Annotated in this window: 11 protein-coding genes and 1 pseudogene; 4 read left to right on the forward strand and 8 right to left on the reverse strand. The window is 60.5% G+C overall.

From position 1 onward, the window contains the following. Positions 1–14: 14 nt before the first annotated feature. Both BJF91_RS02900 and BJF91_RS02905 read right to left on the reverse strand, forming a co-directional pair. Entirely contained in the window at positions 15–1,058 is a 1,044-nt protein-coding gene (locus BJF91_RS02900; protein ID WP_075612978.1) for a polysaccharide deacetylase family protein, read from the reverse strand. A 230-nt stretch (positions 1,059–1,288) separates the two neighbouring features. Further along, positions 1,289–2,755, reverse strand: a complete 1,467-nt coding sequence (locus BJF91_RS02905) for an MFS transporter (RefSeq protein ID WP_083943071.1) — start codon at positions 2,753–2,755, stop codon at positions 1,289–1,291. 89 nt (positions 2,756–2,844) lie between these two features. On the opposite strand from BJF91_RS02905, the gene soxR reads away from it, so the two are divergent. The 3 genes from soxR (at position 2,845) to BJF91_RS02920 (ending at position 5,427) form a co-directional block, all read left to right on the forward strand. Further along, on the forward strand, positions 2,845–3,324 hold the full coding sequence (gene soxR, locus BJF91_RS02910) for a redox-sensitive transcriptional activator SoxR (protein WP_075612979.1): 480 nt from the start codon (positions 2,845–2,847) through the stop codon (positions 3,322–3,324). 191 nt (positions 3,325–3,515) lie between these two features. Continuing rightward, positions 3,516–4,859 carry a D-alanyl-D-alanine carboxypeptidase gene (locus BJF91_RS02915; RefSeq protein WP_075612980.1) on the forward strand — a complete coding sequence of 448 codons (1,344 nt, stop codon included), beginning with the start codon at positions 3,516–3,518 and terminating at the stop codon, positions 4,857–4,859. Between the two features lie 247 nt (positions 4,860–5,106). Continuing rightward, a complete protein-coding gene (locus BJF91_RS02920) occupies positions 5,107–5,427 on the forward strand; it encodes a MazG nucleotide pyrophosphohydrolase domain-containing protein (RefSeq protein ID WP_075612981.1) in 321 nt (106 codons plus the stop codon). 46 nt (positions 5,428–5,473) lie between these two features. On the opposite strand, the gene BJF91_RS02925 is transcribed toward BJF91_RS02920, so the two are convergent. The 6 genes and pseudogenes from BJF91_RS02925 to BJF91_RS02945 all read right to left on the reverse strand — a co-directional run bounded on the left by BJF91_RS02925 (position 5,474) and on the right by BJF91_RS02945 (position 10,218). Continuing rightward, positions 5,474–6,238 (reverse strand): hypothetical protein, encoded by a 765-nt coding sequence (locus BJF91_RS02925; RefSeq protein WP_075612982.1) that lies wholly within the window; start codon positions 6,236–6,238, stop codon positions 5,474–5,476. A gap of 252 nt (positions 6,239–6,490) precedes the next feature. Beyond that, positions 6,491–7,150 (reverse strand): HAD family hydrolase, encoded by a 660-nt coding sequence (locus BJF91_RS02930; RefSeq protein WP_234801526.1) that lies wholly within the window; start codon positions 7,148–7,150, stop codon positions 6,491–6,493. 80 nt (positions 7,151–7,230) lie between these two features. Next, complete coding sequence (locus tag BJF91_RS02935) at positions 7,231–7,689, reverse strand: bleomycin resistance protein (protein WP_075613095.1); 459 nt, start codon at positions 7,687–7,689, stop codon at positions 7,231–7,233. Beyond that, positions 7,684–8,157 (reverse strand): annotated as a pseudogene (locus BJF91_RS24690) (GrpB family protein); the annotation flags it as partial. The gene BJF91_RS02935 and the pseudogene BJF91_RS24690, both read right to left, overlap by 6 nt. Before the next feature lie 6 nt (positions 8,158–8,163). Next, positions 8,164–9,579, reverse strand: coding sequence for a metalloprotease TldD (gene tldD, locus BJF91_RS02940; RefSeq protein WP_075612983.1), 1,416 nt, complete (start codon positions 9,577–9,579; stop codon positions 8,164–8,166). Positions 9,580–9,678: 99 nt separating this feature from the next. Next, positions 9,679–10,218: an invasion associated locus B family protein gene (locus BJF91_RS02945; protein ID WP_234801527.1), complete on the reverse strand. Its 540-nt coding sequence runs from the start codon at positions 10,216–10,218 to the stop codon at positions 9,679–9,681. Between the two features lie 521 nt (positions 10,219–10,739). Between BJF91_RS02945 and coxB the strand changes: the two genes are divergently transcribed. Further along, positions 10,740–11,630, forward strand: a complete 891-nt coding sequence (gene coxB, locus BJF91_RS02950) for a cytochrome c oxidase subunit II (RefSeq protein WP_407639855.1) — start codon at positions 10,740–10,742, stop codon at positions 11,628–11,630. Positions 11,631–11,638 lie beyond the last annotated feature (8 nt).

The raw sequence follows: 11,638 nt of genomic DNA on the forward strand, positions 1-11,638 counted from the left end.
AGGTGTCCGGTCGTTCAGGCCGGATGCCGGGAAGACAGCCGGAAGGGAATGCCGGATGCGAGCGTGCGCACCGCCGTCGCCGTCTGGAAGTGACCGTTCAAAGAAATCCGCGGCAGGGCGTGCAGCGCCCCGCCATGCCCGGGAAAGAGTGTCGAGGGCCGGGTGGTGACAGCGACGCGAAAGCCAGCTTCGCCCACCTGCGCGACGATCCGTTCGTCGACGCTGCGATGATCGCCATAGGGATAGGCGAAAGTCACCGGGCGTCGGCCGGTCAGTTTTTCCAGATAATCGGCCGGCTGCTCCAGTTCCTGGCGCACGGTGAAAGGACTGAGCCGCACCAGCCCGCGATGGCTGATCGTATGGGCTCCGAGGCTGACCAGCGGATGGGCGGCAAAGTCCGCAAGCTCGCTGGATGATAAAATTGCATCGTCAACCAGATGCGCGCTGTCGATGCCTTCGCCAAGCGCCACCCGGTCCAGCCAGGCGATGGCCGCCGTCTCGTCGCCAGCGGCGATGCGGCTTGCGATCCGCGCAAAGATCGACGCCTTGCGGGCAACGGTATCGGCCGGCAGAACATGCTGGCGACCGTCGATTTCAAATTCCAGCCGGTCGACCTTTCGCACCAGCGCGGCCAGCGTCTCCCACCACAGGCCATGGCTGCGCTCGCTAAGGCCCTGGCAGACGAAGACGGTGAAGGGCGCCTCGAAGCGCTCGAACACCGGCAGCGCAAAATCGCGGCTGTTGCGATAGGCGTCATCGAGGGTAAAGGCAGCAAAGGGCCGTCCCGTGGGTCTCATCAGCCGGTCCGGCACGTCCTCCAGTCGAACGAACTCGTAGTTTTCCCGCCACAGTGCCCTGAGCGCCGTATCAAGAAATTTGGGCGTGATCTCCAGATGACGGTTGGGATCAGGCGCGCATGGACGATAGGGCCGGACTTGGTGCAGCGTGAAAATCGCGCCGAGGCCGCGCGCGTCGGGCATCACGCCAAGCCGCCGCAATACTTCGGCTGCGGTTAGCCCGGCCGCAATCAGCCCATGCCTGAAACTCTTGCCATTCATGCGCCGCGTTCCCGCATCGACATCCAGAGGGGATACAGCGCCCCGCGTCTTATAGAACACGCATCAGACGCCGTAACACTTTAGATGGAGCTGGCCGGTAAGCCGCACGCCATCCATCCAGAGCCGGAGACCGGCCTGGCATGTTCCATTTTAATCGCACCGATTTAACGAATTATCCAGTGTATCTATTTGGAACAGCAGGCTGTGGACAACGCGGGCGCGCTTCTGGATTATTGCAGCGCCCGTAGGCGTCTCATCAGGCCGAAAGCGATGACGACGGCCACCAGCATGACTGCAAAGCCGAACAGAAAGCTTGAGGCGACTGCCTTGCCGATCACGTCGGACGAGGCCGTGCTGGAAAATCCCGCCTGATTGGCGACCAGCCCGGCCAAGGCCGCACCCATGCCATAGCCGAAGGACTGCAGCGTCGGCAGCAGCGCCGAACTTCTGTCGCGATCCTCATCCGAGCTTGCCACAAGCACCATCTGGTTTATCGCTGCCCAGGCAAGGCCGAAGGCGGCGCCAGTCATCACAAGCGCCAGCATCAGCCCTGGCAGCGAGCCATGGGATATGGCAAGGGCAATGCCGCCGAGCCCGCAGGTCTCCATCAACACCCCCGTCATGATCAGCCATTTGCGGGCGCTGGCCGTCGAGACATGGGCGCTGGTGACGGCCACGAGGCTCCAACTGACGGCTGTGAGTGCGCCGATGGCGCTGGCGGTGAGCGGCCCCATGTTCCAGACATGTTTCAGCGCATAGACGAGATAGACGCCACTGGCCGCCTGGCAGAGCGGCATCAGCAGGACGAGCCACAGGCCGAGCCCCACGGGGCTTGTGATAGAAAAGGCACCGCTTGGCAGGATGGGCTGCAGGCTTTGCCGATCGACTGTGGCAAACAGCAGGAAAGCGACGAACGCAAGGCCGATCATCGTGTGGCGCGCCAGGTCGAGTGTCGTCAGATTGGTGGCCAAAAGCATGACGAGACCAAAGATCAGCAGCGTTAGCCGCCCGGCTGGGACGCTGCCTGCGCCTGCCCCGAGATCGCCATTTTCCTGCCCGGATCCGAGGGTGAGAACAGCCAGGAGCAGGAAGACCAGACCTGCTGGAATATTGATCAGGAAGGCCGCCCGCCACGAAATTGCCTCAGTCACCAGACCCGCAAGAACCGGGCCTCCAAAGGCAGAAACCGCCCAGACGGCAGCCTCTATGCCAAACACCCGCGCCATCAACCTCTGGGGGAAAAACGTCGAGATCAGCATATAGCAGAGCGCCAGCACCGCACCTTCGCTCAACCCCTGCAGCAGTCTGCCGAAGATGACGCCGCCCATGGTCCCGGCCAGACCAGCCATCGTGCTGCCCAGGAGAAAGACGAGTGTTGCAAGAACAAGAGCAAGGCGCATGCCGAACCGCGCCTTGAACCCCGCCGTGCTCGCCCCGGCCACGATTGAGCCGGTAAGATAAAGCGTGCTTGACCATGGCAACCATTGCGCGCCGCCAAGTTCACTGACGGCAAAGGGCAGTGCTGTTGCAGCGAGAAACGCATTGAAAGCATGCAAGCCGATGCCAAGGCTGACCATCGCCAGCGGCGCGCGCAGGCCAGGTGCCAGCAGCTCTCCCCAGCCGGCATCATCGGACGAAGCTACGGAGGGTTCGGGATCTGTGGGCACGTCCAGATCAACGCTTTGAATTTCGCTCATTTTTTCGTCCTCATGCTTTGCTGCTGGTCAATCGATGGCGGGGACGCTACAACCTCAACCAAAGTTGAGGTAAAGAGGGAAAATCGAAGATGGGCGATCTTTCTGTCGGCGAATTGGCCGGTCGCAGCGGCATTGCTGTCTCGGCGCTCCATTTCTACGAACGCAAGGGTCTGATCCGGTCTCACCGCACCGGCGGCAATCAGCGGCGCTACGACCGCGACGTGTTGCGCCGGGTAGCGATTATCCGCGCGGCGCTGGCGCTCGGTATCCCCCTCAAGGAGGTCGGTGCGCTGTTGGCGGATCTGCCGCACGGACATGTTCCCACCCGCGAAGACTGGCGGCAGATCGGCGCGCGCTGGGCCGAAACTCTTGATCGGCGAATCGCGATGCTGACCAAACTGCGGGACGATCTGGACGGCTGTATCGGCTGCGGTTGCCTGTCGATGACGCATTGCAGCATCTTCAATCCCCAGGATATAGCGGCAGAGCGGGGGGAGGGGGCTGTACTCCTTCATGAAACTGTTATCAATTCTGCGAGCAATCCTGCAGAATCCACAGGTTTGCCATAATTGAGCAACGCTTCGTTAACAATATTGGGCAAGATGAAGGCGTTGCACAATTTCCTGCCTCATTTTGGGGCTACTGCCGACGCGTCCTCGCGTCGACAGGTGAAGTCTTCGAGGACGTTTTCGTGAATTTGCCCGTGAATTTGCCGCGTGACCGGCATCTGAACTTGCATTGTAACCAGTATGGAGGCCGAATGAGCAGGATCCTGATCGCGCTTGCGTTATTTGTGACGATCAGCATGACGGCAAACTCGGCTTTTGCAGGCAGCGCCCAGCTTCTTCTGGATGCGCGCAGCGGCAGGGTCATCGCTTCGGAAAATCCGGACGCCCCGAATCATCCGGCGTCGCTGACCAAGATGATGACCATCTACATGACCTTCGACGCGATCCGTCGTGGCACGCTCAGCTGGGACAGCCCTGTTCCCTTTTCCAAATATGCCTCGTCGCGCCCACCGACCAAGCTGCGCCTGAAGCCCGGCGAACAGATCACCGTGCGCGAAGCCGTGCTGGGCATGGTCACGCTGTCGGCCAATGATGCCGCCGCCGCCATTGCGGAAAAGATCGGTGGCACCGAGCAGAATTTCGCGGCGATGATGACCGCCAAGGCCCGCCAGCTCGGCATGCCTAACACGACATTCGTCAATGCCTCGGGCCTGCCCGACGACCGCCAGATCACCACGGCGCGTGACATGTCGACCCTCGGCGTTGCCCTGCTGCGCGACTTCCCGCGCGACTACCAGCTGTTTTCCACCCGTAGCTTTGCCTTTCGTGGCCGCACCATCAATGGCCACAACAATCTCATGTACCGGTTCAAGGGCATGGACGGCATCAAGACCGGCTATACCGACGCCTCCGGCTATAATCTCGTCAGCGCCGTCGCCGATGGAAAGCGCCGCGTGATCGGCGTGATCATGGGCGGTCGCAGCGGCGCCAGCCGTGACAATCTGATGGCGCAACTGATCACCAGAAATATCGGCAAGGCCTCCGACGGCAATTCGCTGATCGCCAGCGCTGCTCCGACGGCCCCGATCGTCGTTGCCGAAACCACCGGCAGCATTCCGCTGCCGACCGACCGCAGCGAGCCGCTTGGCCGCAGCAGTGCACCGGGTGCCAAGGTTCCCGGCCAGGTCGACACCGCCAGCGCTTCGCCCGACGTGCCAGTGCTCGGCGCTCGCTTCGGCAATGCCTATGCCGGCGGCGGCGCAAACAATGCGGCTGCTGCTACCGAAGCCCTGATTGCGGGCGCCCATCCCCGGCCATTGAAGCCAATTCCGTTGCATCGCGATGGAACCTGGCAGATCCAGATCGCTGCCGCTGCCAGCGCCGAGGAAGCCATGAGCCTGTTGCAAATGGTGCGCGACAAGATCGGCGGCCCCCTGGCTGACCGCGACATCTATACCGAAGCCGTCACCCGCAATGGCTCGACCGTCTACCGCGCTCGCTTCACCGGCTTTCCGAGCAAGGACGATGCACAGAATGCCTGCGAACGCTTGGTCAAAAGCAGCTATGACTGCGTCCTGATGCCCGCCCGCAGCTAAGTGTTCCTGGCCGAACTGGCCTGGGATTTAATAACTATCATATCTCACGCCGTTCCTCGAAAGAGGGGCGGCGTTTTGTTTTATACGGTCCGGCGAACGTCCGTATGGTCACGGTGCCTCAGTCCTCTATCTTTCTCGCCTGCAAACCCGATGGCCGGATTCTCATGTCTATGCTCGTGATCTCTTGTTTCCGTCTGGACAATCTTGCCAATTCGGGCGACAAAGTCAAGAACAAAAGGAGAACTCTATGTTTTCAAAATTGATGGAGCAGTTCGAGGCCGCATCGGCCGTCTACGCTAACGCAAACGGCATCACGCGCGACCCTGACTGGTTCCTGCTGAAGCTGATCGAAGAGGCGGGAGAGGTGACGCAGGCAGCCAATCGGTTGAGCGGCCGAAGCCGGGCCAAGGGGATGGGCGAGGCGGAGCGCCGGCAGCTGCTTGCCGACGAAACCGCCGATCTTCTCGGCCATGTCCTGCTGTTTGCCCGGCATCACAGCCTGGACCTGGAGGAGGCGATTGCCCGCAAGTGGCGGTTCGATCCCCGAAAAGTCACAGCCGATCCTTGAGACGGACCGGCTGCGGTAAAATCATTGCGACGTATGTCTGCTTGGTTTACGGCCGGCGAAGCGTAAAGGGCTCACCGAAGAAATGCAGCCACATGCGCTCCAGGATATAGCCATGGGCAGCGATCGGCGTCGTGGCGAAGTCGTAGAGCCGGGCATAGGTATCGGGTGACACGGAGGCGACAAGATCGTTGCGCACCGCGAAGATCGCACCATAGGAGAAGGTGCCCAGCATGTGCTGTTCGGCTTCCTCGGCGTAAGTATCAAGCCGTACGCGCCGCAGGAGGTGTGCTGCGATATTGCAGTGATCCGGCAGCCCGCCGCTGACGATGCGGTAGACCGTGCCCATGCCCATCGCGCCAGGATCGATAAAGTCGATCGGTCCCCAGGTATTGAGCGAGAAGAATTCGGGGCGCACCCGCGGGCGGCCCTTCAGCTGTGGCTTGTACTGGTCCAGGAACAGCTGCGGCGGCGTATTTTTGTCTTCGAGCCATTGCCAGGACAGCGGCTGAATTTTTTTCCAGTCGATCCAGTCGTGGAGAAGGTGGATGAAGTCAGGGCTGTGACTGAAGGGATCGCCTTGCGAAAACACAGTAAAACTGTGGTCGCGCTGGCGCTGGTTCATCATGTGGTAGAGATAGGTCTCTGACTCTCGTCCGACATTCGGGCGTGCGATGATGTGGTTGGCGCGCTCCAGCACCGCCGGCGAGGTGATCTCGTCGCCCTTGTTGTAGATAAAAATCTCAAACTGGCTGGGGATCTGGACGATCCAGTCCAAGTCTTCCTGGTAGCGGGCAAGAACGACGGTGTGCACAGATTGAACTCCTGGCAAGAGAAAAGCCGTAATCGCACCGCGCGAAAGCCCGATGCTATTGCCAGTTGTCTAAAGTGAGAAGCTTGTCTGTGGCTTGAAGATTTTCGGCTCCAAAAAGACAGTTGCAAAGTATCGCCCAGAGCTATCAAGCAGTTACGCTTCGCGAGGTTGCCGCAATCAATGCCGTTAGACAGTTGCGACAGCAAAGTCTCTCGGATCGGCGCAAACGTCTTGCCAATATCCGTGCAAGACTTACGAAAAGAACGCCTGACATTGATGCAGATCGTCGATGACAAGCGTTGCAATCGAGCGGATCTCATCGTTCGGCGGTAGGAGATCGGGCACCATGACGGCCATCATGCCGGCACCTGCGGCCGAGCGGATGCCATTGTGGGAATCTTCCAGGGCCAGACAGTCGGCAGGATCGATACCGAGCCGTCTAGCGGCCAGAAGATAGGGGTCCGGCGCCGGCTTGCCGTTGACATAGTCGCCCTTGGCAATCACCTCATGGAAGCGCTCGCGGATGCCAAAGCCGGCAAGATGATCCTCGACTTGCGAATGATCTGACGAGGTGCAGATGGCGCGAGGGATATTGTGGGCATCGAGCGTGTCGAGCAGGGCCACGACACCCGTCTTCAGCTTCAGCTCCAGCGCGATCAGCAGGTCGAAATGCTCGAGCCAGACCTTGCGGAAGGCGTCCGTGTCGAAATCCTGGCCATAATGATCCTTCAGCAGCCCGACAATCCCGTCCCAGGGCCTGCCCAGCATGCCTTCATAGACCGAGGGGCCGACCACAAGCCCCGCCGCAACGCCGGCGGAAATCACCGACTTGCGATAGAGGATCTCGCTGTCGAGAATGATTCCGTCCATGTCGAAGACAACGGCTTTGGGTCGGCGGGGAAGCATGAGCATCTGGTCCATTTCTTATGTCGTCTCAATTACAGGAACTTCGCCAGTCCTGGCGCAGATGCTGAGGGAAAACATCCGCAGCCTCATGCGGATCCCACCGGCCGTGCGCCAAGATCCTCGAAGAGGCGCAACAGATAACCATCGGGATCGGCCACGACAAATTGCCGGTTGCCGAGCTCCATACCATCCTTGCGATACCATTTTTCTTCGAGCGGCAGATAAAGCGCAATGCCAGCTTCCGCAAGCCGCTGCAGAATAGCGTCGACATCCTCGACGAGGATCTGGACATTCAACCCGCGCCCGAACGGTCGTTCCATTGCTGCGCCTGCGATCTCGAATGTGCGGCCAATACCGATCTGGTCGATCATAAGTTCGGCGCTGCCCAATGTCAGATAGCTGAAGCCTTCTTCGGGCCGCTCATAGGCAATGGAGAAACCGAGCAGCCACGTATAGAAAGCCCGGCTTATCTGCCAATCGGTCACAGCGAATTCCGGAACAAGCGCAACGTCCTTTGTGACGTGGGCGCGCGTAACGCTTTGAATGAACCGGCCCTTCGCCTGGGTATATCTATCCCCGTCCTGAGGATAAAGCGCGGCCAATTCCTGCTTTAGCAAGCCGTAGGCGAAAGAGAGATCCGCGTTCTGCCGCAAGGCATTGCGAAACGCGATACGGTCAGCGTGAGTTTGGCTCCCTTTAGGGCAAAGATAAACCCGCCTGCCTGGATTGCCGCGCATGACAAAGGCAAACACGCCGTCGCCATGGCGCGACCCGCGCGGCGTGTAGCCGGCGCTTTCTAGCAGAGCAGCCATCCCAGTGATGTCAACGCCCTCTGGAAGGGTTATGTCGATATCGATAAGCGGCTTGGCATTGAGGCCCGCAACAGCAGTGCTTCCCACATGCTCCACCGCCGAGACTGGAAGCCCGAGAAGCTGGCACAGCTCATCTGCGGCCTTTTCGAAATGACGAGGCCAGGCTGTATCATAGCCTTCGAGCAGCACCGGCGTCGGCATATCGCATCAAGTCCGCGTACCGCCGACAGTCACCTGGTCCATCCGCAGATGCGGTTGGCCGACACCGACCGGGACCCATTGGCCGGCCTTGCCGCAATTGCCGATGCCGGTGTCGAGCTTCATGTCGTTGCCGATCATCGACACGCGCTTCATGGCCTCGGGGCCGTTGCCGATCAGCATGGCGCCCTTGACCGGCGCGCCGATCTTGCCGTCCTCGATCATGTAGGCCTCGGTGCAGCCGAACACGAATTTGCCCGAGGTGATATCCACCTGACCGCCGCCGAAGGAGACGGCATAGATGCCGCGCTTCACCGAAGCGATGATTTCCTCGGGGCTTTTGTCGCCCGAGAGCATATAGGTATTGGTCATGCGCGGCATCGGCTGGTGGGCATAGCCCTGGCGCCTGCCATTGCCTGTTGGTGCCATGCCCATCAGCCGGGCATTCTGTCGGTCCTGCATATAGCCGACCAGTTTGCCGTTTTCGATCAGCACGTTATAGGCGGATGGCGTGCCTTCGTCATCGACGGTGATCGAGCCTCGGCGGTTGTTGATCGTGCCGTCGTCGACTACGGTCACGCCGGGCGCTGCGACCATTTCGCCGAGCAGGCCGGCAAAGGCCGAGGTCTTCTTACGGTTGAAATCGCCTTCCAGCCCATGGCCGACGGCCTCATGCAGCATCACGCCCGGCCAGCCATTGCCGAGCACCACGTCCATGCTGCCCGCCGGCGCTTCAATGGCTTCCAGATTGACCAGCGCCTGCCGCAGTGCCTCGTCGGCGCCTGCCTTCCAGCTGTCTTCGCTGAGAAAATCGGTAAATGACATCCGCCCGCCGACACCAAAGGAGCCGGACTCCTGGCGTTCGCCCTGGCCGGTGATCACGGATATATTCATGCGGGTCATCGGCCGCACGTCGCGCACGCGGTGACCATCGGCGCGCAGGATTTCCACGACCTGCCAGCTGGCGGCGATCGACGCGGAAACCTGCCGCACTTTGGCGTCCTTGGCGCGCAGATAGGCGTCGATCTCAGACAGCAACGTCACTTTTTCTTCAAAGCTCGGGCTGCCGATAGGGTTGTCGTCGCCGTAAAGCTTGGCATTGGTGCGCTGCGGCGCGCTGGCATAGGAGCCGCTATAGCCATGGGTGACGGCCTTGACGGCATCGGCAGCGCGGTTGAGGGCGGCGAGTGACAATTCGCCGGAATGGGCATAGCCGACAGCCTCGCCGGCCACGGCGCGCAGGCCAAAACCCTGGTCGGTGTTGAAACTGCCGCCCTTCAGGCGGCCATTGTCGAAGGCCAGTGATTCGGCCTGGGCATGTTCGATATAAAGCTCGCCATCGTCGGAGCCGGCCAGCGCCTCAGCCACGGCTTTCGACAGGGTGCGCTCGTCGCAATCGAACAGGCTGCTGAGATCTGATGTCATCGGTTTCTCCTTGGACGTGGCCAGGATCATGTAATCGGGCGCGGTCGATGGAACAAGGGGAGCAGCTATTGCCGTGAGGCCGAGCCGTCCCCCAAGCCATCAGGGCAGGGCGTCATAGCCCTCGGCAAAGCCGTTCAGCTCGACGGGGATGCCGACCCGGTCCTGATCGGAGGACTCGCGCACGGCAAAGACGGCGCTTTTGCCCGAGCGCAGCACCTTCATCAGCTGATCGTCGATTTCGACTTCCACATAGCAGCCCTCGGCAAAGCAGCGGGTGAAGAAAGCGCGGCCGACATTGTTGTTATCGACGTAAAGCTCCATCCCGTCCTTGAGGAGAACGCCGAGCGGCGCCAGGATGCGCAGAATACGAGCCTTGCGATCGGCGGTTTTCAGCACGACGACCGATAGCCCGACTTCGGGACGGTCCTCGGCGATCACGTTCTGCATCAGGGCGCATTGCTCCTGCGACGTGCCGGCTGGCGTATCGCAAATGATCGACCAGGCGCCGTGATTGGACCGCACCGTGCCGGGCTGCGGCTGCTGTGCCAAGGCCGTGCCTGCCTGCAATGCTGTTGCAAACCCTGCCGCAACGAGCCCCGCCGCGACAAACCGAGCCCGCAACATTCTCTGGAAACCCATGGAAACCTCTGGAATTCTGTTCACTCTGTACATTCTCGCCTGCGCTCGCCCCGCGATCAAGATCAAAGGATCAAGAAGGTTGAGGGCAAGGGATCGATCGAAGACCTGGACTGGTTACCGACCCCGCCGCATAGCTTCCTGTAGCCCGCGACGATCCTCGAAACAAATCCAATCTGCGGTGAATGCCGCTTTCACCAGCGCATGCGCCCGAGAATTGCTTCCTTCCCAGCTGAGTGCGGCATAATTGGGGTTGGCCTGCCCGCAATGAAGATGCCCCTGGCCCGCAGCTATGCTTCGGTTGCGGTGCGTGAGTTTGAGACTATGGAGTGTGGATGAGCAAAAATGCCGCAGCGTCATCCACGCACGGTTGTTGCGAAATTGGCAAAATTGTGATTTTAAATTAGTATCATATCAGGGATTGTGCGTTTGCCATTGATTTGGGTCAAACGCGGGAGGGAGAGGCAACCGTGATAACAACTCTTTTCAAGGCTATGGCTGATCGGGCCGCTGCGCTGGCAGGCATGGCGTCGACGGCAATGGCTCTCTGTTTGATGGCAGCCACCGGTGCGCTGGCTGACCAGCCGCAGGAATGGCAGATGGATCTTCAGCCCCATGCCAGTCCCGTCATGGAGCAGATCCGCTGGTTCAACCACTATACATTGTGGTTCATTGTGCCGGTGACGCTGCTGGTTCTGGCTTTGCTGGTCATCGTGGTCGTGCGGTTTCGCGCCAGCGCCAATCCGGTGCCGTCGCGCACCAGTCACAATACGGTTATCGAGATCGTATGGACGCTCGGCCCTGTGCTGATCCTGTTCTTCCTCGCCATCCCGTCCTTCAACTTGCTGACCTACGAACTGACCATCCCGGAAAAGCCTGACATGACCATCAAGGCGACCGCGACTCAGTGGCAGTGGAACTACGAATATGAGGGCGGCGAAAAGCAGCTGGCCTTCGACAGCTATTTGCTGAAGGACCAGGACCGGGCTGCTGCCGGCAAGGAAGATCGCAAGATCTATCCGCGCCTGCTGGCCGTGGATAATGAACTGGTTCTGCCCGTCGGCAAGACGGTGCGCGTGCTGGTGACGTCAGCGCCGACCGACGTGATTCATTCGTTTGCCATGCCCTCCTTCGGCGTCAAGATCGATGCCGTGCCGGGCCGCTTGAACGAAACCTGGTTCCGCGTCGATCGCGAAGGCCTGTTCTATGGTCAGTGCTCGGAACTCTGCGGCAAGGATCACGGTTTCATGCCGATCGCCATCCGCGTAGTGTCCGAGGACAAGTACAAGTCCTGGATGGCGGCTGCGACCGGCGATCTCGGCGCTGCCAACAAGGCGCTGATGGCCGCGACGGACCGCCCGTCGGCTGACAATCAGCTGGCGCAGAATATTTCGTTGAAGACCGTTTCGAACTGAGGGGAGTG

Origin of the sequence: Gillisella taibaishanensis (assembly GCF_001938985.1) — a bacterium.
Taxonomy (GTDB): Bacteria; Pseudomonadota; Alphaproteobacteria; order Rhizobiales; family Rhizobiaceae; genus Allorhizobium; species Allorhizobium taibaishanense.

What these genes read in the sequence shown, in the direction of transcription:
- BJF91_RS02905 (WP_083943071.1), bottom strand. Translation starts at nt 2,755, where the DNA reads ATGAGCGAAATTCAAAGCGTTGATCTGGACGTGCCCACAGATCCCGAA.
- soxR (WP_075612979.1), top strand. Translation starts at nt 2,845, where the DNA reads ATGGGCGATCTTTCTGTCGGCGAATTGGCCGGTCGCAGCGGCATTGCT.
- coxB (WP_407639855.1), top strand. Translation starts at nt 10,740, where the DNA reads ATGGCGTCGACGGCAATGGCTCTCTGTTTGATGGCAGCCACCGGTGCG.
- BJF91_RS02900 (WP_075612978.1), bottom strand. Translation starts at nt 1,058, where the DNA reads ATGAATGGCAAGAGTTTCAGGCATGGGCTGATTGCGGCCGGGCTAACC.
- BJF91_RS02945 (WP_234801527.1), bottom strand. Translation starts at nt 10,218, where the DNA reads ATGGGTTTCCAGAGAATGTTGCGGGCTCGGTTTGTCGCGGCGGGGCTC.
- BJF91_RS02915 (WP_075612980.1), top strand. Translation starts at nt 3,516, where the DNA reads ATGAGCAGGATCCTGATCGCGCTTGCGTTATTTGTGACGATCAGCATG.
- BJF91_RS02920 (WP_075612981.1), top strand. Translation starts at nt 5,107, where the DNA reads ATGTTTTCAAAATTGATGGAGCAGTTCGAGGCCGCATCGGCCGTCTAC.
- tldD (WP_075612983.1), bottom strand. Translation starts at nt 9,579, where the DNA reads ATGACATCAGATCTCAGCAGCCTGTTCGATTGCGACGAGCGCACCCTG.
- BJF91_RS02930 (WP_234801526.1), bottom strand. Translation starts at nt 7,150, where the DNA reads ATGCTCATGCTTCCCCGCCGACCCAAAGCCGTTGTCTTCGACATGGAC.